This window comes from Aporhodopirellula aestuarii (assembly GCF_023701485.1).
Lineage (GTDB): Bacteria > Planctomycetota > Planctomycetia > Pirellulales > Pirellulaceae > Rhodopirellula > Rhodopirellula aestuarii.
Genome location: NZ_JAMQBK010000009.1, coordinates 1 through 21,428, shown reverse-complemented (window position 1 = coordinate 21,428; position 21,428 = coordinate 1). Strand labels below are relative to the sequence as shown.

The 21,428-nt window shown below is 57.8% G+C and carries 20 protein-coding genes; 5 read left to right on the top strand and 15 right to left on the bottom strand.

All coding sequences use genetic code 11. The features are described 5' to 3' along the window. Window positions 1–703: 703 nt before the first annotated feature. Together NB063_RS02800 and NB063_RS02795 are read left to right on the top strand one after the other, a co-directional pair. Window positions 704–1,900, top strand: coding sequence for a DUF1559 domain-containing protein (locus NB063_RS02800; protein ID WP_250927220.1), 1,197 nt, complete (start codon window positions 704–706; stop codon window positions 1,898–1,900). A 150-nt stretch (window positions 1,901–2,050) separates the two neighbouring features. Continuing rightward, window positions 2,051–2,971, top strand: a complete 921-nt coding sequence (locus NB063_RS02795) for an RDD family protein (protein ID WP_250927219.1) — start codon at window positions 2,051–2,053, stop codon at window positions 2,969–2,971. A 171-nt stretch (window positions 2,972–3,142) separates the two neighbouring features. On the opposite strand, the gene NB063_RS02790 is transcribed toward NB063_RS02795, so the two are convergent. Continuing rightward, the gene (locus NB063_RS02790) at window positions 3,143–3,559 is read right to left on the bottom strand and encodes a hypothetical protein (protein WP_250927218.1); all 417 of its coding nucleotides are present in this window, start codon (window positions 3,557–3,559) and stop codon (window positions 3,143–3,145) included. A gap of 414 nt (window positions 3,560–3,973) precedes the next feature. On the opposite strand from NB063_RS02790, the gene NB063_RS02785 reads away from it, so the two are divergent. Beyond that, the gene (locus NB063_RS02785) at window positions 3,974–4,456 is read left to right on the top strand and encodes a hypothetical protein (protein WP_250927217.1); all 483 of its coding nucleotides are present in this window, start codon (window positions 3,974–3,976) and stop codon (window positions 4,454–4,456) included. Between the two features lie 824 nt (window positions 4,457–5,280). Here NB063_RS02785 and NB063_RS02780 read toward each other — a convergent pair. Next, a complete protein-coding gene (locus NB063_RS02780) occupies window positions 5,281–5,454 on the bottom strand; it encodes a hypothetical protein (protein WP_250927216.1) in 174 nt (57 codons plus the stop codon). A 134-nt stretch (window positions 5,455–5,588) separates the two neighbouring features. Then, a complete protein-coding gene (locus tag NB063_RS02775) occupies window positions 5,589–6,896 on the bottom strand; it encodes a DUF1559 domain-containing protein (RefSeq protein WP_407652532.1) in 1,308 nt (435 codons plus the stop codon). 443 nt (window positions 6,897–7,339) lie between these two features. On the opposite strand from NB063_RS02775, the gene NB063_RS02770 reads away from it, so the two are divergent. Beyond that, entirely contained in the window at window positions 7,340–10,747 is a 3,408-nt protein-coding gene (locus tag NB063_RS02770; protein WP_250927215.1) for an LPS-assembly protein LptD, read from the top strand. Between the two features lie 5 nt (window positions 10,748–10,752). Further along, a complete protein-coding gene (locus NB063_RS02765; RefSeq protein WP_250927214.1) occupies window positions 10,753–11,121 on the top strand; it encodes a diacylglycerol kinase family protein in 369 nt (122 codons plus the stop codon). Window positions 11,122–11,745: 624 nt separating this feature from the next. Here the strand turns inward: NB063_RS02765 and NB063_RS02760 are convergent. The 12 genes from NB063_RS02760 to NB063_RS02705 all read right to left on the bottom strand — a co-directional run bounded on the left by NB063_RS02760 (window position 11,746) and on the right by NB063_RS02705 (window position 20,560). Then, on the bottom strand, window positions 11,746–12,681 hold the full coding sequence (locus tag NB063_RS02760) for a lactate/malate dehydrogenase family protein (RefSeq protein WP_250927213.1): 936 nt from the start codon (window positions 12,679–12,681) through the stop codon (window positions 11,746–11,748). 158 nt (window positions 12,682–12,839) lie between these two features. Beyond that, window positions 12,840–13,709, bottom strand: a complete 870-nt coding sequence (locus tag NB063_RS02755) for a class II aldolase/adducin family protein (protein WP_250927212.1) — start codon at window positions 13,707–13,709, stop codon at window positions 12,840–12,842. A 70-nt stretch (window positions 13,710–13,779) separates the two neighbouring features. Continuing rightward, window positions 13,780–14,070 (bottom strand): EutN/CcmL family microcompartment protein, encoded by a 291-nt coding sequence (locus tag NB063_RS02750; protein ID WP_250927211.1) that lies wholly within the window; start codon window positions 14,068–14,070, stop codon window positions 13,780–13,782. Then, the gene (locus NB063_RS02745; protein WP_250927210.1) at window positions 14,067–14,768 is read right to left on the bottom strand and encodes a hypothetical protein; all 702 of its coding nucleotides are present in this window, start codon (window positions 14,766–14,768) and stop codon (window positions 14,067–14,069) included. The genes NB063_RS02750 and NB063_RS02745 overlap by 4 nt, the downstream gene beginning before the upstream one ends. Before the next feature lie 47 nt (window positions 14,769–14,815). Beyond that, window positions 14,816–15,070, bottom strand: a complete 255-nt coding sequence (locus NB063_RS02740) for a EutN/CcmL family microcompartment protein (protein WP_250927209.1) — start codon at window positions 15,068–15,070, stop codon at window positions 14,816–14,818. 6 nt (window positions 15,071–15,076) lie between these two features. Beyond that, window positions 15,077–16,516: an aldehyde dehydrogenase family protein gene (locus NB063_RS02735; protein ID WP_250927208.1), complete on the bottom strand. Its 1,440-nt coding sequence runs from the start codon at window positions 16,514–16,516 to the stop codon at window positions 15,077–15,079. 95 nt (window positions 16,517–16,611) lie between these two features. After that, a complete protein-coding gene (locus tag NB063_RS02730; protein WP_250927207.1) occupies window positions 16,612–16,929 on the bottom strand; it encodes a EutN/CcmL family microcompartment protein in 318 nt (105 codons plus the stop codon). A gap of 50 nt (window positions 16,930–16,979) precedes the next feature. After that, window positions 16,980–18,218, bottom strand: a complete 1,239-nt coding sequence (locus tag NB063_RS02725) for an acetate/propionate family kinase (protein WP_250927206.1) — start codon at window positions 18,216–18,218, stop codon at window positions 16,980–16,982. 43 nt (window positions 18,219–18,261) lie between these two features. Continuing rightward, window positions 18,262–18,531 carry a BMC domain-containing protein gene (locus NB063_RS02720; protein WP_250927205.1) on the bottom strand — a complete coding sequence of 90 codons (270 nt, stop codon included), beginning with the start codon at window positions 18,529–18,531 and terminating at the stop codon, window positions 18,262–18,264. 60 nt (window positions 18,532–18,591) lie between these two features. Further along, complete coding sequence (locus tag NB063_RS02715) at window positions 18,592–18,894, bottom strand: BMC domain-containing protein (protein WP_250927204.1); 303 nt, start codon at window positions 18,892–18,894, stop codon at window positions 18,592–18,594. Between the two features lie 53 nt (window positions 18,895–18,947). Further along, complete coding sequence (pduL, locus tag NB063_RS02710) at window positions 18,948–19,685, bottom strand: phosphate propanoyltransferase (protein WP_250927203.1); 738 nt, start codon at window positions 19,683–19,685, stop codon at window positions 18,948–18,950. Continuing rightward, window positions 19,682–20,560, bottom strand: coding sequence for a DeoR/GlpR family DNA-binding transcription regulator (locus NB063_RS02705; RefSeq protein ID WP_250927202.1), 879 nt, complete (start codon window positions 20,558–20,560; stop codon window positions 19,682–19,684). The genes pduL and NB063_RS02705 overlap by 4 nt, the downstream gene beginning before the upstream one ends. Between the last annotated feature and the right edge of the window lie 868 nt (window positions 20,561–21,428).

The window sequence follows — 21,428 nt, the reverse complement described above, 5'->3', positions numbered from 1 at the left end:
GGTACCGACGGTTCCCGCAAACGAGCGGGGACACAGCACCGGACTGTACCCGAAATGTCCGGTTGGTGGAAACATCCGCCATCAAACGTCACCGGACGCGCCGCATTATCACGGTCAGGCAAGATCCGTGGCTGGCGTCAAGCCACTCAGGCAGCGAGAACAGACCGTGAATTCCCCCGAAAAGCGGTATCAATCAGATAACAGCAGACTAAATGTCCAACTCGCCCGCCCACGACCACCGGCACGCAATGACGCAGCGATCGCGGCACGCAGTCAGTTGATCCGGCGTGAAGATTGAATTCCCTCTGTCGGCAGTCACGAGGAGCGTTACCCGGCTCGATGAGATCGCTTTCGAAGAACGGTCCAGTCAATCGGCTTTGCTTGCATCGCCCAGGACCGCTTGCCCGACTGTTGCCGCCATGCATCTTTCATGCCGCATCACCCCACATCCTGCCCCCTCGCCTGGACGATGACGGTGCTGACGGCCTCGCAAACGGTTCGCTAGGCGAATCTGCTCGCGATAAATCGAGGTTCGAGGATCTCCCCCCTTGCCGGACATTACGCAGTAGCTGGTTGCATTTTGAACCTGGCTTGACCTATAATCGTCGCAGAAAACCCAACCCCGCATTGGTGATGCGCGTCATCGGACGCGCCGCCGGGCTCTTCTTCCTTCTCTCTCCAGACGCATCGGACCCACCTCAAGATGAAAACAAATCGTTCCGGATTCACGCTTGTCGAACTACTGGTGGTCATCACGATCATCGGCATCCTGATGGGCCTTCTTATCCCCGCAGTGAACGCCGCCCGGGAAACCGCCCGACGCAACCAGTGCTCCACCCAGTTGAAGAACTTGGCACTGGCGGCCATTCAGCACGAGAACGCGAAGGGTGAATTGCCGGGTTACTTGCAAAAGTATGGCTACTACTCGGGAACGACAGATCCATCTGACCCCACCATGACCACTGCCCCCGCAGCCCACGTCAAATTGGGGACGTGGACCGTTGCGTTGTTGCCATGGCTCGACGCTCAACCAACCTACGAGCACTGGACCGAAGATCGGTATCCGATCGTCGATGGTGCCGGCGGTGAACTCGATGCAACGGGTGGTGAAGCAGGCGATGGTTTCCATCAATTTGCCGCTCCGAACCTCGCAATCATGCAGTGCCCTAGCAACCCGAACAGCAACTCGGAAAACGCTCGGAACAGCTACATTGCCAACAACGGCATGGTTCCACTCCCACCAGCCAGCTCAGGGCCGCCGACCGCTCAAGATAGACTCGCTCAATCGATGGAGCGCCCCAATGGCGCGTTCAACAACAAGTACGGCGACAACACTGCGTCATATCCTGCCGGCCCGAAGGTTCGCTTAGACGACTTCAAGGACGGTCAAGGCAACACGATGCTATTCAGTGAAAACGTTCAAGCGATGCCTTGGAATCGTGCCGGATTCATCAATGCGTCGGATTTGTACCCGGCCTCAGGTTTGACCGAAGTGGGATACCCAACGTCCTCGCGTTATACGCAAGGCATGGTATGGCACTACGCCGACCCCGATTCCGCTAGCACCGCGGCAGGAATGACTGCGGCCTGGAATAAATTGGGTACAGGTTCACCTGTTCCACCTTCGGCTGTCGAGAACAAGTACCTAATCAATGGTGGTAAACAGGATGGTGTCTCCGATGACATTTTCGTCCTACAAATGACCTCATCGAACGCCAGTTCCCTCGCGCGTCCATCGTCGGCTCACACCGACGGAGTCAACGCTGGCATGGCGGATGGCGGCACTCGGTTCATCCCGTCGTCGATCGATTATCGCGTCTACCAAGCGCTGCTGACCCTCCGCGGAAAAGCGAGCGATGTGCCATGGCAAGAATTCGTTCTTGATGACGAAGCCTTCTAGTCGGCACTCGACTTGAAACTCACATCAGGCGGTACCCTCTCGGGTGCCGCCTTTTTTTGTTTCGTTAGCGTCGTGTTTGATGCGTTTTCCCAAAAGATGAGTTAGACTGCTCCTTCTCTTCCGTTTCTTTTTTGTCGAGGGTTGGTGCACGTGCAATTGAAATGTCCGGGGTGTACCCGCACGCTGAAAATCCCTGACTCGGCGGCTGGCAAAGTCGTCAAATGCCCTTGCGGCAAACAAATGCGTGTCCCGGCGGCCAAACCCGCGACGGCCGCGGTGGCTTCAGCCGCCCCAGCCCAACGCCGGCCCGCCGCCGCTCCCGCGGCAACGCGACCTGCCGCTCCGGCCCGCGCCGCAGCCGCGCCAACAGCTCGCACTGCTCCCGTGGCCGCCGCCCGGCCCGCCCCCGCTCCCGCCAACGCGTTTGGCGTCGATGCAGGCCTGTTCGACGAACTCACCGATTCTGACCTCAAACCCGTCGCCCTGCCGCCCAAACCGGGCGCCATGCCCACGGCCAACAAGCCGACCAAGGGTGGAACAGACGATTACGTCTCCAGCGACGACAAGAACGCGATGGCGATCAACGCCGCGCGGCAAAAATGCGAACTCGCCCCGCTGCCGCGTCGCCTCGGCGCGTACTTCTTCGACGGAACCCTGTTCTTCATGGCCGCGCTCGTACCACGCGTCTTGGCGATGGTGCTGGGCATGGACATCACTCTCGAACAGGAAGACGTTCCACTCACCAACGATGACATACTGTTGATCGTGGCGGTTTGCGGATCCGTCCTCGTCGCGTTGGGATTGACGTCGCTCTTGATATCATTACGAGGGCAATCGGTCGGCAAGCTGATCTTCGGACTCGTTATCGTCGACGCCGCAACGATCCGCCCGGTCGGGTTCCATCAGGGCGTGTTGGTCCGGTGGATCGGGTGGAAACTCAAATGCATGATCCCCTTCCTCGGAGCACGCTACGCGAGGAAAGACATGTGGTCGTTGTTTGCCAACGAGGGCATCACCGATCACGACATGATGGCCGGAACCCTCGTCGTCACGACACGAAGCATCAAATAACGGCTCGCGGGCCGTATCACCACGCGGTAGCGACAAAAAAAATCCTCGGACGTACGTCCGAGGACATCGGGATCATCCCCCGCCAATCCCGGAAGGGATGACGGGGAAACGTGACCGCGCGTTGATCGTCACGAAAGCCTTGCCGACTTCCGCGACCGCAACGCCATCTCGTTAGGCCGCAGTTGCGTGCGTTTCACATTCGGCACAGCAGCACTCTTCACACGTGCAATCCACGCATTCGGTGCCTTCCACGCAGCAGCACGTGCAATCCGCTTCGCACTCGGCGCAGCAACACGTGCCTTCGCCGCACTCGCCATCGGTGCAACAAGCCATGGCCGATTCCGCCGAGCAACATTCTCGATCGGAACATGCCGCCGAGTCGGCGACGCATTCACACGCTTCGCAGACGCAGTTCTCGCACGTGCAGTCTCCGCCGGAGCAGCAATCGCAGCCGGCTTCACATTCCCCACACGGGCATTCGGCGGCCGGAACCGTGGCCTTCGCCGCCGCAGCGTTACTTTGCAACGCAAACACCGCGAGGCTGGCAAACAAAGCGATCGCAATCAAAGTTAAAGAGGTACGTAACATAGTCATTCTTCCTTTTCGTTGGCTGAAACCGGCGAGCTCTCATGAGCACGCATCACGGCACAGCAATTTGGTTTAAAAACAAAACATTCGTCGGTAGCGGCGAGCGTCTGTTATTTCAGCCAACGACAAAGAACCGCGCAGCGTTCCGCGGCCGAACGATCGGGCGATGCGGAAACACCGGATAAGAAAAGTGCCCTCGTCGGTGATGGCCACACCAACACCGTCGAAAGAGAACCGAACAGTGTCAGAGGGCCCGACACCGTTGTCAGCCGGGACTGTGAATGCGAGGGTGTTGCATTCAGTCGTCCGAGCTCGTCCATTCGGGTCTCACACGCACATTGCCCAGCAGGGCAGCACGCACAACCGGGACCTTCCACGGCCACGGGCTCACAGCGATCGCTATCCGTCGCATCGGTGGACAGGCAACACGAGGTCACCTCACAACACGCCTTCGCGTGCGAGGCAGACGCAGATGCGACTTCAGACGACGGAGCGGCGGAAGCCAAATCGTTGGCGCAACAGCATTGCCTTCCCCACGCGGGCCACGACGCCAGCACAAACATGGCAACGATCGCGGGAAGTTTCCCAGCGGCCTGCCATGAGCGAATTCTCGGTCGTGAAAGTGAGTTGCGTGCCATGATCGATTTCTACGCAACAAACTCAAAACGGGTCGCTACTGTTCAAAGTTTTGAAATCAATCTCGCCAAAATCGGAAAATCCGACGTTGGAGTTGATCGCGTCAGGGACACAGACGATCCCCGGTGGTTCACGCGTGTCTCTGTCGTCGCGTTGCGACTTGATACGTGTCGTCTTCCCAAACCACGGACTGGCGTCCGCGGTTATCACATGACGTCACTTCGTGACTGTGCATTCAAACACTGGGCCGAGATTCATTGATAGCGGTACGGCGCGAGCCGTACGGTGACGCGGGACCGGACGGCTCGCGCCGTACCGCTAACTTTGAAATCCGTTAGAGCGTCGTATCGACTCTCAGTCGCGATAGCGACGGCATGCGACAGCCCCGGACGTCAGTCCAGGGAACACGTCACACCACCAACACCCAAGTCGCGAAGCGATGGCATGTTTCGATCACCGGTGGTCCATTCGTGTTTTCTGTCGTCGCGTTGCGGCTTGCTTTGCCGTTCTTTCCCAAACCACGGACTGGCGTCCGTGGCTAGCTCATGTCGTCACTTCGTGACTGTGCATTCAAACACTGGGCCGAGATTCATTGATAGCGGTACGGCGCGAGCCGTACGGTGACGCGGGACCGGACGGCTCGCGCCGTACCGCTAACTTTGAAATCCGTTAGAGCGTCGTATCGACTCTCAGTCGCGATAGCGACGGCATGCGACAGCCCCGGACGGCAGTCCGGGGAACACGTCACACCACCAACACGCCAAGTCGCGAAGCGATGGCATGTTTCGATCGCCGGTGGTTCACCACGCATGTGTCGTCGCGTTGCGACTTGCTTTGCCGTTTTTTTCCCAAACCACGGACTTGCGTCCGTGGCTATGACATGTCGTCACTTCGTGACTATGCGGAAACCATGTTCCGGTCACCGGTGGTTCACCACGTATGATTCGCGCGTTGCGACTTGCTTCGGTTGGCGCCACCAAGCCACCGACTGACGTCCGTGGCTATAACATGACGTCACTTCGTGGCTGACCATTCAAACACTGGGGCCGACATTCTACCAAACCGGATGGGATTATCGGGTACGACTAGTTGTCGCTAGAGGGCTCAATCAGAGGTTGTTCCTCTTTTAACTCCGGGTGCTCGTCCAAAAATCTTTCGACATCCGTCGAACCATAAGCGACTTCGGGTTGACTGTCTTCGCAGCCAATCACACTGACGGAGGCGACGAAAATGAGCGAGGTGAAAACGAAATACTTCATTCGATGAAATCTTTTTAGTTGAGTGAAAGCGGTGCCAGCCGGGCGTTCCCGGCTGGCACCTTGAGGAAGAAAAACACGCAGGTCATGAAACGACGGTTGCGGGATGCCATCGTCCGTTTCATGCGGTCAAGAGACTAAAACTCTTCCGAGATAACTTCGCGGCCGCCGCGAGTTCCGAGTGCACCCCAGACACCGTAGGGGCTAGCAGCACCGGGAACAGAGAGAGTCGAATCTCCATTGACACTGCTGATCGCGACCATCGCTCGGTTGAGATCTCCCGAGTCGATCGAGTCGCTGATGAAACGCACGGCGCCATCGCCCATCAAGACATGGCAGCCGCCTTGGTGGTTACTGCTCGGGGTGAGGATACCATCGCCCTGAACGTAACCCGACGAGTAGCAAATCTCGCGATTAGGCGGCAGGATGGTGAACATACCGGTGAAGATGGCGTAGCCTGACGCCCACCGCATTCCCCGTCTCCACTCCACGTTTCCTGCGTTGAGGATCGACGTGGTGTCGGCCCAAAAACGGGGACGTTCCGGATCGACGTACGACTCGCAGCCGAGCACTCCACCAGCTAGCTTGACGCTAACTCCCTTCACGCCAACGGTTCGCTTGTCATTGTCGCCGTTATCGGTGACGAACTCACCCATCGCAATCGTGTTGGACAAACCATCCAGCACATCGCGGAATTTGTTGTCAATCTCGGGCTGGAACATACCGCGAGTTGCTGCCTGTACCTTTTGGATTGTCGTCGAAGAGGCGTAAAAAGTACCATTGTAAGGGTGGTACATGTTGCCGATCGTCTGATCGATCGAGTCGCCGTAACAAACGCCGTAGTTGGAACGTCCTTGGGCGGGAAGACCAACGTAGGGATCACTCGGGCAACGCAACGTTGGAATCTCAGTGATCCACGGATCATAGAGACCACTCGCCGAATTCACCGATTCGATGAGAGTTCGGTTGGGCCATGGTCCCATCGGCTGGTAGATGTTCCCGGCACCGGTACCTTCGCTGACTTGATACGGGTTAGAGATCTGCTCCCACAACGCTTGCTGCTCGAAGAAGGGAGTAAGACCGACCAATGCCGAGAGTTCTCCACCGTTGTTTCCGGGAGCATATCGACGGAGGTTATTACCCCCCGAAGAGCCTTTATCAAAATGGCCGTTCGTGCCGCCAAGCTGACGGGGCAACTTCTGGTAGGTGGAGTGGTAATTGTGAAGTGCTAGGCCGAGTTGTTTCACATTGTTGCTGCAGCTCATTCGCCGAGCCGCCTCACGTGCGGCCTGGACAGCAGGTAGTAACAACCCGACGAGAACGCCGATGATGGCGATCACAACAAGCAGTTCTACAAGAGTAAAACCGCGTCGAATTCGGACGCTGTTCCTTTGAGTTTGAATGTTGGTAGCGGGTAAAGGTACTAACGGTGCGAGAGAGTACATGCTTGTCATCGTAAACTGTTTTCCGAGGGGGAAGGAAGGGCTTCGAAGCATCAAAAGAAACGAATGCAATGCTTCATCAGTAGGCTCTCTAGGCAAACAGTGCGCCATTCGCGTAACGGACAGTGAGGTCCCATTGAAGCGCAACTAGGGATTTTCAAAACGGGGCCTGCTCAAATTGCAGGCATGCGTCGCCTATTTAGCACTCACCGCTTCACACTCACGTTCGTGTTTCACGATGAAGCGGATTGGTTCTTAAGACAACCGACGACTGGCGTCATGTCTGTACTTCCGCAACGTGCCGAATCGTGACAACGGGTCGAGATAAATTTGGCTTGTGGGTGGAACGTTCGCTTTCGTAATGTCGCTCGAGATGGCTCGCGATTGCGTGAGTCACCGACGACATTCCAACGTTTTTCAACCTTTTCGCTTCCGAAGTCGCCTTTTTGGCCACTGCTGTCAACCGCACCGAACCGCCGACTCACTTCAATCCCAAAAAGAATTTGGTTGGAGCGAGGGTTTTTGCTGCGCCGCAACTGCGGAGAGATGCGGTCCGAATCGTGATGCTAGTGGCGATCGGACTGACCCTCGGCGAACGTGTTTCACACGCCGCCCCCCCTCCAAAGACCGAAGCAAGACCCACTCGCATCGCATCCCCCCCGACGTCTGAGATCCTCAGTGTACGAGGTGAGACGGTCTACCGATGGCAACGCGCACAACCAACTGCCAATCACTCCCCGCTGGCGTTACCAATCGACTGCACTTTGCTAACGGGTGATTGTGTCCTCGAACATCAAGGCAAACGCTTCGAAGCGGAATCAATCTTCTTTGTCGTCGACGGACTCGGTAGCTCGATCGATGTTCATTTGCTGATGGACAAAGTTCAGATCGGATCGGGACAAACGACTCGTGAACCGATCGTCGCGCACTTGAAGTTACCCGCACCACCCGAGATCCGTGCGCACCAATACCGCGGCGCGACCGAGATCCCGGAAGCTTGGTGGAGCAAATGCGGGCTGTCTCCAACGCCATCAACCACACCGGCAGCCACACCGATCGCATCCTTGAACGAGCCGATCCCGTCCGCCGTCGCACCCGTCCAATACGTTCAACCGGTTCCCGATGGAGCCCCAAACTCGCAGAGCCTGCCTCCCTCGGGATTGATCTGGGACGATTCTGGGATCGTAACCGACCCCACTCAACTGGGTGACCACCTCGATCCGCCCGCTGACCCGGTCACGGACTATGAAAGCATTTATCCGCCACCGCCTGTCACCAGCTACGCGGCACCGGACTATTCCGACCCCGGATATCCAACGCTCAACGATCCGGTCATGCCGCTGCCCGAACCGCCTATCCTGACCGATGACGGAGGGACGACGGGCGGTTGGTCGTACGCGATTGACGGGGGAACCAAGTCGATCGAGATGCTCGCCCGCGGTGCGTCGCGACCGATCGATTTCTCAACGATCACTCGCGTTGCCGAAAACGAAACGATCTTGATCGCTCGCGGGGGCGTCACCGTCTTGGTGCGAGACCTGACCGCGCAAACCCCTACCGGACTGCGTGTGCCGCTGGGAACGGTATCATTGTCCGCTAACCAAATCATCGCCTGGACGCCACCGATAGGCGATATCATTACCGGCGCCGTGAGTGCGGAAGCTTCCGACGGTGAGCTTTACCTGGAAGGCGACATTGTCGTCCGACAGGGCGATCAGATCATCTATGCCGAAGCGATGTACTACAACGCCGCGCAAGAGGTCGCCGTGGTCCTCGATGCCGAGGCCATCGCAACAATTCCACAATACCAAGGCACCGTTCGCGTCAAAGCCGAAGTGATGCGGCAGCTCGCCAAGGGCAATTTCGTAGCCAACAACGCCGCCGTCACGAGCAGCAGGATGGGCGTCCCGCGTTATTGGTTACAGAGCAATCAACTTTCATTGACGCAGCGACCGGTTGCCAAGATGGACAAAGCCACCGGCCAAGTCATTGCGGATACCGAACCCTACGTCACTAGCGGCGGCAACTTTGTTTACCTCGCCGGGGTCCCAGTCATGTATTGGCCGCGGTTCTCCACGCCGCTACGCAAACCGACGTTTTACCTCACCGGAGCTGACATCAAGAGTGATGACATTTTTGGTTCGCAGGTGTTGCTCGAGTGGGACCTATTTCAATTGCTCGGCATGAACGCTCCCGATGGGGTTGAGTCGATCCTGTTGACGGATTACCTCAGTGATCGGGGGCCGGCAATCGGAGGTCGCACCACGTACTCGCGTACCAGCATGTTTGGGATCGCCGGGCCAGTGATTGGTACCTATGACAGCTACACGATTAAAGACGACGGACTGGACGTACTCGGCAACGGCCGCAGGGACCTCACCCCGGAAGAAGACCTGCGTGGCCGCACGACGCTGAAACACCGACACTATCTGCCGGGCAATTGGGAATTCATGGCCGAACTCGGCTACCTCAGTGATCGCAACTTCCTCGAACAGTATTTCGAACAGGAATGGGACAACGATCCCAACCGTGCGACCGGACTGCGACTGCGCAAGTACGCGGGCTCGCAACTGTTCGACGCGAGTTTCAATGTTCAGATCAACGACTTCTACCAAGAAACAGAGCGTCTTCCGTCATTGGAGCATTACGCATTGGGCGGATCGCTGTTGGGTGATCGCTTGACCTTGTCGATGCACAACGAACTCGGCTACGCAAAGCTCAAGGTGGCCGACGCACCTTTGGATCCCGTCGTCGCCGCCAACACGTCAGTCTTGCCGGGCGAGTTCGACCGAGAAGGCGTGATCACGCGGACTCGCCAAGAACTCTCGATGCCGATCCAAGCGGGCGTGATGAAACTCGCTCCGTTCGCGATCGGCGAGGCGGCTTACTATGGTGAAGGCGTCGACGGAAATGATGTCACGCGTTTGTGGGGCGGCGGTGGAGTCCGCGCGAACTTGCCGCTCTCGCGTGTCGACCCCACCATCCAAAGCAGCTTGCTGAACGTTCGCGGTCTCGCTCATAAGATCGACTTGTCCGCCGAGTATTTCTACGCCGATAGCGACACCGATTACCAAGACCTTCCGCTGTACGATCCGCTCGATGATCATTCGCAACAAGAGTTCCGTCGGTTCTTTATCAACAACACGTTTGGCGGAACGCTCGCCGACGAATACGACCCACGCAACTACGCACTCCGTCAAGGTATCCAAAGAAACGTCACCAGCCCAAGCGATACCGTGGTCGATGACTTGCAACAACTGCGGCTCGGGATGAAGCACCGGTTCCAAACCAAACGGGGTCTACCCGGACGCGAACGAATCGTCGACCTCTTCCGAGTGGACATTGAAACGATCCTGTTCCCTGAAGAAGACCGCGACAACTTTGGCGAAACGCTCGGCCCAACCATCTACGACGCGCAGTACAACTTAGGAGACCGCGTGACCTTGCTGAGCGACGGATACTTCGATTGGTTCGATGGCGGGCTACGTTCGGTCAGCGGTGGCGTGCGGACGAGCCGGCCGGGTGTGGGCGATTTCTACATCGGCCTGCTCTCGCTCGAAGGACCGATCAGTAGCACGGTTCTGCGCACGAAGCTCGACCATCGCCTCAACGAGAAATGGATCATCTCGGCGGGGAACACTTACGACTTCGGAGAAACCGGGAACGTCGGGCAATCCTTCGGTTTGACCCGCATTGGCGAATCGTTCTTGGTCCAAGTCGGCGCCAATGTTGACGCCGGTCGCGACAACACGAGTTTTGGCTTTTTGGTCGAACCACGATTCCTGCCGTCGTCGCGGCTCGGACGACTCGGCGGACAGTTGATTCCGCCGCCTGGCGTGGAAGGAATCGAGTAGCCGTCATGATGCCGTCATGGACCGACAAATTCCGAGTCGCGTTCTCGGGCCTGTTTTGGGCCGTCCGTGACCAGAGCAGTTTCCATGTGCACCTCAGCGTCACGGCCGCGGTCTTGGTGCTCGCGGGTCTCTTGCAATTGCCATCGTGGCAATGGGCGGCGTTGATCTTGGCAATTGGTTTGGTGATGACCGCCGAGCTGCTCAATACCGCGATCGAATTGCTCGTCGCGGTCATTCACCCGGAACATGATCCGAGGGTGGGCCGAGCACTCGATGTGGCCGCCGCAGGGGTGCTGTTCGCGTCACTGACCGCCGTTGCGATCGGTGTGCTGATCTTAGGCCCGGCAATCTATACACGGCTATTTGCGGGCTGAGCACGCCTCGATTCACACCGCAGCGAGGGGTGCCACAATCGCTAAAATGAGAAGAGAGAACCCATTTGCGACCGGATGGGGTGCGAGGAACGCTGAAATACGCAGCCGTTACATGCTAATCCCATTACCCCACGCACCCCGTCCGGGCGCAAATCGGTTCCAACTTACCTGTGGTCTGCGACCAGTCTATCCGAGAACCCCTCAGGATAAAGTGCGCCGCATCCTAAAATACCTAGAATCCTTAAAGCGGACATTCTGCCACGCCTTCTACCCCTTCGAAGCGGAAATATGCCCCGCTAAACCGCACCCAAACTGGACGCAAAATCGCTTTTGCTAGCGAAACCCACGCAAACGTCTGCTAAGAGACAAAACCGGCCCGCAAAAACGTTCCTGACGCTATCTATCGGCTTCGCATGATCGCTTTTGTACACGTACTCTGTCGAGACGGATGCGGTAGCCAATAATGGGACAGTGTTTACTTTATTGGGGCACTCGAGTGAAGAGGTCTCGCAGCGAAAACTCGTTGCAAAGTGTTACGAAACCCCAGCCCGCAACCCGCATCCATTGATGCGGTTGCGACGCCTAAAAAAGGGACGGCTAGGCATGCATTGAAGGCGGGCCGCTCTATCGGATGCGTTGCAAAACGGTATCGAGCGTCTTACGTAGCGCCGTGCCGCTGGCCCGGATCCCTTGCACTTCTTTCGGCCACAAATCGATTTCCATCGTTGCCTGAACACCAGTCCGACCGAGCACGGTGGGAACGCTCAAGGCAACGTCGCGGATTCCGTAGCAGCCGTTCTGCACGCTGCTGATCGGCAGAACCACGTTGGAGTCCAAGACAATGGCGTCAACGCAATCGCGGATCGCGATCCCGACGGCGAAACCGGCACCGCCTTTGCGTTTGATGACTTCGGCACCGCTGCCGCGTGTCCGTGTGAACAGTTCGCCAGCCAACGTCGGGCTCCAACCGGGATATTTTTCCAGTGGCAATCCGGCGATCGTCGCGCTGCTCCAAATCGGAACCATCGTGTCACCGTGCTCACCGAGGATCAACGCCTTGGTTTGCGCCGGCGGTGCGTCGAGTTGCTCGGCGATCAACGAACAGAATCGAATCGTATCGAGTTGGGTCCCGAGGCCGATGACTTGTCCGACCGGGAGATCGAGAGTTTGAGCGGCGACGTAGGTCAGGATGTCGACCGGGTTGCTGACGACGAGCACGATCGCGGTCGGTTTCGGACCGGCGGCTTTGACGTCACGCAAGATTTGCATGAACAAGTCGGTGTTCCGGTTGATCAAGTCCAACCGTGACTCGTCAGGTTTGCGGCGCAGACCGGCGGTGATACAGATCACGTCGCTCGTCGGAATGTGTTCGTACCCGCCACCAGCGAACTTTTGGTTGGCGACGCTCGGTGAACCGTGTCGAAGATCCAGTGCGTGGCCGACGGCAAGTTCTTCGTTGACGTCCAGGAGTGCGATTTCGTTAGCAAGGCCGCCGCACTGAAGTGCATACGCGGCACATGAACCAACTAAACCGCCTCCGCCGATGATCGAAACTTTCATTGTGAAGTGCAGTGGTGTGAGGGTGGTATGTCTAAGGTTGGGGAAGGATCTCTCGAAGGATCCACTGAGTCGATTACCAAACTTCCCTCGTTCTCAACGGGGTCGTCCGGTGTTGCTTCACCCTCCCGGCGGGAGGGGCGAGCGAGGGGAGGGGGTCTCTATTTCTTACCCATCTGACGAATGACTTCGTCGGTGATGGCTTTCACCAACGCGGCTTCATCCACACCGGCAGGTGCGGCGCCGTTGCTCGATGCAGCGGGCGAGGATTTGATCGGTGGTGGCGACGGGAACGCACGACGATCGACTCCGGTTTCCGCCCATGAGTCGCGGAAGATGTCGTTCGCGCAGATGTCGCAATCCTTGAAATCAGGCGTGTTCCGCGGGTCGGCGTATCCCCATTTTTGCTTGAGGTCGAGAAGTTCGCGTGACTTCTCTTCGTCGAGGAAGGAAACGTTGCCGAGCTGTTTGGCGAGCAGCAACATGCGGCAGTACGAGTCGAGGATCTCGGTCCACCAGTAAGCTTGCTCAACCGTCTCGCCGTAAGAAACCGTACCGTGGTTGGCCAGGATCATCACGTTGGTTTTGTTAACGTAAGGGATGATCGTATCGGCGAATGCTTGACCGCCAGGGGTCTCATACTTTGTGATCGGCACGTCACCGAGGAACACTTCGACCTCTGGAAGGATGCACTGAGGAATCGGCTCGCGGGCGATCGCGAACGCGGTGGCGTGTGGCGGGTGGCAGTGCACAACGCTGCGGATGTCGTCGCGTTGTTTGTAGATTTCCAAGTGCAACAACGCTTCGCTGGATCGTTTCTTGCGTCCCGAGAGTTGCTTGCCGGTCATGTCGACCAGCGAAATGTCGTCTGGCTTGAGGAACCCTTTGCAGTGCAGCGTTGGCGTGCACAGGACTTCGTTCTCGCTAACTCGGACAGTGATGTTTCCGTCGTTGGCAGCCGCAAATTGTCGGTTGTAAATCCGTTGTCCGATGTCGCAGATGTCTTGTTTGATTTTATGCAGGTTTTCCATAGCAATACTTTTGGGAGTTGGAGGAGTGCGACTGGTTGGGAGGAGAGGGGGAATGGGAATGTTGACTGTTTCAGTTCTTCTGATCGATTTCGAGGTGGTCCAAAATGGCGACGATGGACGCATCGATCGGTTTGACGTCCGGTTTGAACGGGGCCGCCGCTTCGGGGCCTTCGGCTAAGGCGACGAGATCGCCAACGCCACAACCGCAGAGATCCCAAGCGACAATCAAATCATTGCCTGGCACCTTGTTCGATAAATCTTCGATCCGCTCGACGACTTCCACGCAACGCAGGCTCGAGGCGAGCATTGCCGGATGCATCCGCGATAATGTGGCGGAACCAAGAACTCGTGCGATTTTCATGACAGGCCTCCGGCGACGGTGACTTTGGGTCCGGCCTTCGTCTGGATCGACGGTTTGGCGATCGCCGAAATCGCCCCGGTAATCGCGACGACATGCAAGTGTTTGACGTCGAGCACGAAAACGTTCGGACTGAGTTCGGCGAGGAATCGTCGCACGTCGTCGACGCGATTGATCGACACGACGCAGCGATCAGTGCCACAGGCGTGATGAGCGGTCGTCGCCGGACGACTCGACAAAATCACGCTGACCGAGGCACGGTTACACAACCGCACGCCGCGGAGCGTGATCTGTTTCTTGACGGACGCCAACAACGATTCGCTGACATCACCATCGGCTTGCAAATCGATCGCTCGCGTTCCGGGTTGCACGGGCGGCTTTGATTCCGATCCCGCAGCGGCGGATCTTTCCGAGTGTTGGGTGGTGATCGAAATCCCGCGGTGTCGCAGTTCATCTCGGGCGGCGGGTGTCACGACGGCTCGCGGCCGCAGCTCGACATGCTTGACCGCGGCCGGAATCGCCTCGACGTCCGCTACCGCGACGACCGATTGGTCGATCACGACTGAACCAACCGCTGGCGCCGGGGCCGGTTTGTTTTCCATCGCTCCGAGCTCTCGCAGCACACGCCGAACGATCGATTCGAGATCGATGTCGGCGACCGCAATGGGTGCGTCAGAGGTTGGGGAAACGATTCGGGACACGGAAGGTTTTGTCTGTTAGTAGCGAAATAAAGTGATTGAGTCGGTGATCAGTCGATGAGTCCGCCCACGCTCCAGCGTGCCGGGCAGACGTCAGATCCGGTAATGTCTCGCACCGCGGTTCCGTCGCTGGTGAGGAAAACAAGGTCACCGCTACGGCAACCGAGGTTATCGAGCACGAGCAACGGCGGGCCGTCGGCATCACCGGCGAGCAGGAGCGGCTGCGCGATCACCAATCGGCGTCCGACGAGCGACTCATGCTTCACCGTGGCACGGGCATGACCAAGTACTCGAGCTGTTTGCATTGCTCTTTAGACCACCCGCAGTTCGTCGACCATGCTGCAGCGGCGTTCGCGAGTGAACGTGTCCGGGCTGGTCACGCCTTCACCGGTCGGTCCCGCGATGGAGAACGACAGGTAGCCTTCGCCACCAAGACCCAAGGCAGCCATGCAAGGTCCGTTCTTGACGTACAACGTCGTATCGAGCTCGCGGCCCATCGTGGTCATGTTGCGAACATTGCGTGAGTGAATGATCGCGGTGTGACGGAAGCCGTGTTCGTATTCTTTGGCCATCGCGATCGCGTGACCGACGTCACGAGCACGCACGAATGGCAGGAATGGCATCATTTGTTCGACGGTGACGAACGGGTGATGTTCGTCGGTTTCACCGAAGACGAGTTCGCAGCTTTCAGGAACGTTCACACCTGCGGCACGTGCCAGCACGGCGGCGTCTTTGCCGATGAAGTCTTTGGCAGCGGCGTCGTGTTTGTCGTCGCCGACTTGGGTGATCGCTTGCGAAGTCAGCTTGGCGATTTGCGAAGCGTCGAGTTGAACGGCACCGGCTCGTCGCATCGCAGCCATCATGTCATCAAAGACACTTTCGACGACGAAGACTTCCTTCTCGGCGATGCACAACAGATTATTGTCGTAGGCCGCACCTTGGATGATGCAGCGGGCGGCATTATCGAGATCGGCGGTTTCGTCAACGACGACAGGCGGGTTGCCGGGACCGGCAACAATCGCACGCTTGCCGCTGCGAAGTGCCGCACGCCCGACGGCAGGACCACCGGTAACGCAAATCAGGGCCACGTCACGGTGTGAGAACAGCGCGTCAGCGGTTTCGAGAGTCGGTTCGGCGAGGACGCAGATCAGGTTGTCGATACCGACTTCGGCCGCGATGGCTTTGTTGAACCGGCGAACACCTTCGGCGGCAACCTTCTTGCCCGATGGGTGAGGGTTGACGACGACGGAGTTTCCGCCGGCGATCATGCTGACCGCGTTACCGGTGATCGTCGGCAAACTGTGCGTGACAGGAGTGATAGCGGCGATGACGCCGAAGGGAGACCGTTCGATCACGGCCAATCCGTGGTCGCCGCTGAACGCTTTGGTTTGCAAGAACTCGGTTCCTGGCGAAAGCATTCCGAGCGTGCGGAGTTTTTCGATTTTGTGTTCGGGCCGACCGATCCCGGTTTCCCGCATTTCCATCAGTCCGAGTTCTTCGCACTGATCAATGCTGATCCGGCGAATGATGTCGATGACCTTCTTGCGATCTTCCATGCTGCGGGCACGAAGCTGCAGGTGGGCGGCACGGGCGGCGGCAACCGCTTCGTTGACATCGGTGAAGATACCGTTGTGACCGGCGCCCGGTGGAACATGACGGCTCAGCGGCGTGTTCGAACCGGCCGGCATTGGGCCGACTTCGGAAAGGACCGCAGCGACCACGTTGCGGATAAGTGATTCGTCAAGTTGCATGATTGAAGGTCAATAGGTGACTGGTTTCAGGTGACAGGTAATGGGAGATCGAGTGGCAGGTGGTCGGCAACCTAAGAAAGATTGCCTGCAACCTTTTACCCCTCCTCTTTCCGACAATAAACCGATTTCTTTTCGACATGAACGCTGTCGACGATGCCGGTAACAACCGCATCGATCGGCAGGGTTTTGGTTTCGGGTGTTAAGCGGGCGGAACTGCCTTGGCACACCAAAACGAGATCCCCTTCACCAGCTCCGAGCGTGTCGACCGCGATGAACGTCCGCCCGGTCGTGAGCAACCGTTCGCGACTGTCGGTATCGAGCCGATACGGCTCAACCACCAGCAGCTTGTGGCCCTTCATCGACGCCACCTTTTGGGTGCTGACGATCGATCCGGTGACGCGTGCTAGGAACATGCTTGGAAATTCGAAGTGGGGATGAATGAATTGGAGGTTACCGCGACTGCTTAACAGCCGATCGCTTTCTTGGCTCGTTTGGCTACGATCCATTCTTCGTTCGTCGGGATCACCCAAACTTGAACGCGACTGGATTCGCTATGCAGGCTGCCTTCGCCGCCTGCCGATTTTGACTCGGCACGATGGTTTTGGTTTTGGTCGCTATCGAGTTGGATGCCGAAGCTATCAAGCCCCGCACAAACCGCTTCGCGAACGACTTCTGAGTTCTCGCCGATGCCGCCCGTGAAGACGATCGCATCGAGACCGCCCATGGCGATCATCATGCCGCCCATGTGACGCCGAATTTCTTCGACGAAAACGGACAACGCCAGTTTTGCTTTCTCATTACCCTCGTCCGCGGCCGCTTCGATGTCCCGGAGGTCACCGCTGAGTTCGCTGAGACCTTTGAGTCCGCCTTCACTGGCCAAAAGCTTGAGCAGTTCTTCGAGTGATTGACCCGAGCGCTCGATCAGCAATGGAAGTGCAAACGGATCGAAGTCTCCAACACGATTGTTCTGCGGCAGCCCGGTTTGAGGGGTCATGCCCATCGTCGTCATCACGCTTTGTCCGTTCTGGATCGCGGTCAACGAACTGCTGCCACCCAGGTGACAGGAGATAATCCTCGCGTCGTCGCGTCCGAGTAACTCGGCAGCACGCTCGGCGATGAATCGGTGACTCGATCCGTGGAACCCCCACTTTTGAACCTGGTACTCCTGACGCCAACTCGGCGGGATCGCGTAAACGCGACGGGCCTCCGGAATCGTGTCGTGGAATTCAGTTTCAAACGCGGCGACCAACGGCAATTCGGGAAAACGCTCTCGCAACAATTTCATTGCCGCGATGTACGGAGGGTTGTGCGCGGGTGCGGCGGCGTTCATTTCAGCCATCGCATCGAGCACGTCATCGTCCACCAAAAACGTCCCACTCTTTCGTCCACCGTGAACGGCTTTAAAACCGATCGCGGAAACTTCCGATGCGTCTTTCAAACATCCGTTTTGTGGATCGGTGAGCTGGTCCAAACACGCCTGCACGGCGACACCGTGATCGGGGACCGGCATTTCCGATTCGTTGTGATAATCACCGATGGTGACTTCACAACGACTCGTCGAGGCATCGCCGATACGTTCGACCGCACCGCGTGCGAGCACACGGTCGCCGGGACGCACGTCGACCGCTTGCAGGTCACCGCTGACGTCGAGCAGTTTGTATTTGAAACTGGTGCTACCCAGATTCGCAACGAGGATGAGCATGTGGGATCTTCCTTGAGAGAACGATTGGCCGTAGAGACTAGGATCAGCTGAAGTAAGCGCCGATCAATCCGTCGGCGGGGCGAGGGATGATGTGGCTGCTGACGAGTTCGCCGACTTGAGCGGCTGCCGCAGCACCTGCTTCGACGGCTGCACGAACGCTGCCGACGTCACCACTGACGACGGTCGTGACGAGTCCGCCACCGAGGTCGATTCGTTTGACGATTTCCACGTTGGCCGCCTTGGCCATCGCGTCGGTTGCTTCGACGAGTGGAAGCAAGCCTTTGGTTTCAATCAGTCCGATTGCATCATTCATTGGAGAATATTCTTTAGTGTGGAGAGCTGAGTGGGTGTGTGAGTTAAAAAACGCGTGACGCTATTTCTTAGCAGCGGTGGTGGCAGGCAGCTTCAGAACCTTTTCCAAATCCGCGTGCGGACGTGGGATGACCTGAACGCTGACGACTTCGCCGATTCGACCTGCTGCTGCGGCACCGGCATCGGTAGCTGCTTTGACAGCCGCGACGTCACCGGTGACGAAGACGGCGGCCAATCCGGCACCGACTTTGTCCCAGCCGAGGAACTGCACATTGGCAGCTTTCATCATCGCGTCGGATGCTTCGACCAGGGCGACGAACCCTTTGGTCTCGATCATGCCGAGCGCTTCACTAATTTTTGCCATCGAAATTGGTCCTTCTGAGGGAGGTTTGGGGGGTGGAAAGAGTTAGCTGTTGTTTAGTGCCCGCAAGCACACGGTTGAGGCATCGGTTTCAAAATGACTTCGGTTGCCGCGTCCAAATTGCACGCGTTGCCTTCGTCGGTATCGATGTGAACCTCGAGTTTTGCCGCCTTGTCCGCTCGGACGAGGACGTCGTCGAAGATCACGCCACAATCGTTGCTCTTGACGTGGAGCTGCATCATGTCGCCGTTGGCGACACCGTAGTAAGCCGCGTCATGGTCGTTCATGTGAACGTGACGGGCAGCCCGAATCACGCCTTGTTCGAGTTGCACCGAACCGGCGGGGCCGACCAGAACACATCCCGGCGTGCCCTCGATCTTGCCGCTGTGGCGAACCGGGGCGTCGATACCGAGCGAGATCGAATCGGTGAATGCGAGTTCGAGTTGACTAAACGGACGGGTCGGGCCAAGGACACGGACGTTTGGCAACATCCGACGTCGTGGTCCGACGACCATCACCGTTTGCTTGGCGGCGTAAAAGCCGTCCTGGTAGAGATCCTTGTCCGGTTCGAGCACACTGCCGCGCCCGAACAAGATCTCAACGTGCTCATCGGTGAGGTGACAATGCCGCGCCGAAATGCTGACGCGGAGATTAGGTTTCCCATCAACCCATCCCAATGGCGAAGCACCGGTTGCTCCGGTATGAACCGGAACGGCAGCGCCGTTTGATTGGGTTTGACGGATCGCGCTGCGGACGAGCGCTTCGATCTGTGCTCGATCGACGGTCATGCTCATAGGGAGTTTGCCGAATCGGCATGGTGTGAGGAGGGGGACAGTGAAGAATTCTGGGAAAAGTTTGGGTGATCGGTTGTGCCCAACGGTGGCAACGCCATGGACGATGACGACGGTTCGACAGGTGCCAACTGTAATTCGACCCCCGCGGACTCGCAGGTCGATTTCCAGCGATTTTCGAGTTCGCCGTCGGTAAGTATTCGGTTCACTTCACCTAGCCGGCATATTTGTGACAAGCTGACCTTGCCGAATTTGCTGCTGTCGGCCAACACGATCGTCTGATCGGCGGCGGCGATCATCGCCTTTTCGCTCTCGACCAACATCATGTCGCTATTAAAAAAGCCTCGTTCGGTGACGCCGGCAACCGACAAAAATGTCTTGGCGACGTTGATATCAGCGAGCATCGCATCAGCCATCGGACCGATCGTCACGGACGTTCGACGCCGAACGCATCCGCCGATCATGACGAGGTCAATGGAATCACTGGTCGACAAAAGATGCGCCACCGGCAGTGAATTGGTGACGACCTGCAACGTTCGATTCACGATCAAACGGGCCAATTCGTAGACCGTGCTGCCGCCGTCGAGCAGAATCGTGTCGCCGTCTTCGATAAACGAAGACGCCAAACGTCCGATCGCCTGTTTTCGCGGCCATCCATCGTCGCGGTGCGACCGGAACGTGCCGATCGTGTCGGTCTCGCCAGTCCAATAGACCCCGCCATGGGTACGGCGAGTTTGACCGGCGTCCTCGAGAACCTCGAGATCGCGACGGACAGTGGACTCACTAACCCCAAGGATGGACGAAAGCTCACCTAACGCCGCGAACCCTTGGGCCCGAACGTGGTCTCGTAGCTTCTCTCGTCTCGACTCGGTGGACAATTTGATCTTCCGGAACCGTGATTGGTTTCTCTCAGCAAGTGCAAGTATTCTTCCACAATCGGCGAATTGCAAGCACTAAGTCCGGAAAAAGGGAGGATTAGTGAAACTAGACACATTGACGCAGGCATTATCGGCCCGAAGGCGAAAGCTTTCTTCCGCTTTATGATAGATTTCTCTCATCTAGCCGTCGAAAGAGGGGGAAATGCAGCATTTCCTTCACGGCCAGAATCCCGGCAGGCGAGACCGGAAATCGCCCCACCCGCGGACCTCGCTGAGGGAAGATTCCGCGACAATCGGCGCCCAAGAAAACAAAAAGAGAATCGCGACTGCGAAAAGCCGCGGCCGCGCTGTTGGCGCCGACGACTTGGTGTGGGCGCTGTCCGCTTGGCGCGTCCGGGAGGGCTGCGCCAGGTGAGAAATGGCGAGCCTCGGACAGGCTGTGAAGTTAAGAGTGTGACCGTTCGCCCCGCGAACGAGCGCCCCCGCAAACTTCGTTTGCGGGAGCCGTCGATTGTATGACTGAAGGATTTCAAATGTAGCGGAACGGCGCAAGCCGTACGGTGACTCGGGACCGGACGGCTTGCGGGCTGTTGTTTTTGTGAGCCGACGGCGCTAGCCGCGGGCCTAACGGCTAGTACGTGCCCATTGGAGGCCCGCAGCTAGCGCTGTCGGCTCACTCATTTTTGCGAAACGCCTAACTCAACAGTCCGCGAGCCGTCCGGTTCCACGCCGAAATTTAACGCTGACAAAGTGTTAGTCGTCGATCGGCTTTTTGTAGAACTTGCTCAGGTCGAACTCTTGGCGTTGTTCTTGTTCCATCAGTTTTATGCGTGATTCGAGTCGTTCGATTCGCCGCAGCATGGCGGGG

Coding starts and splice junctions, on each gene's coding strand:
- NB063_RS02800 (WP_250927220.1), top strand. CDS start 704: ATGAAAACAAATCGTTCCGGATTCACGCTTGTCGAACTACTGGTGGTC.
- NB063_RS02790 (WP_250927218.1), bottom strand. CDS start 3,559: ATGTTACGTACCTCTTTAACTTTGATTGCGATCGCTTTGTTTGCCAGC.
- NB063_RS02780 (WP_250927216.1), bottom strand. CDS start 5,454: ATGAAGTATTTCGTTTTCACCTCGCTCATTTTCGTCGCCTCCGTCAGT.
- NB063_RS02775 (WP_407652532.1), bottom strand. CDS start 6,896: ATGTACTCTCTCGCACCGTTAGTACCTTTACCCGCTACCAACATTCAA.
- NB063_RS02765 (WP_250927214.1), top strand. CDS start 10,753: ATGATGCCGTCATGGACCGACAAATTCCGAGTCGCGTTCTCGGGCCTG.
- NB063_RS02760 (WP_250927213.1), bottom strand. CDS start 12,681: ATGAAAGTTTCGATCATCGGCGGAGGCGGTTTAGTTGGTTCATGTGCC.
- NB063_RS02755 (WP_250927212.1), bottom strand. CDS start 13,709: ATGGAAAACCTGCATAAAATCAAACAAGACATCTGCGACATCGGACAA.
- NB063_RS02750 (WP_250927211.1), bottom strand. CDS start 14,070: ATGAAAATCGCACGAGTTCTTGGTTCCGCCACATTATCGCGGATGCAT.
- NB063_RS02740 (WP_250927209.1), bottom strand. CDS start 15,070: ATGCAAACAGCTCGAGTACTTGGTCATGCCCGTGCCACGGTGAAGCAT.
- NB063_RS02735 (WP_250927208.1), bottom strand. CDS start 16,516: ATGCAACTTGACGAATCACTTATCCGCAACGTGGTCGCTGCGGTCCTT.
- NB063_RS02730 (WP_250927207.1), bottom strand. CDS start 16,929: ATGTTCCTAGCACGCGTCACCGGATCGATCGTCAGCACCCAAAAGGTG.
- NB063_RS02725 (WP_250927206.1), bottom strand. CDS start 18,218: ATGCTCATCCTCGTTGCGAATCTGGGTAGCACCAGTTTCAAATACAAA.
- NB063_RS02720 (WP_250927205.1), bottom strand. CDS start 18,531: ATGAATGATGCAATCGGACTGATTGAAACCAAAGGCTTGCTTCCACTC.
- NB063_RS02715 (WP_250927204.1), bottom strand. CDS start 18,894: ATGGCAAAAATTAGTGAAGCGCTCGGCATGATCGAGACCAAAGGGTTC.
- pduL (WP_250927203.1), bottom strand. CDS start 19,685: ATGAGCATGACCGTCGATCGAGCACAGATCGAAGCGCTCGTCCGCAGC.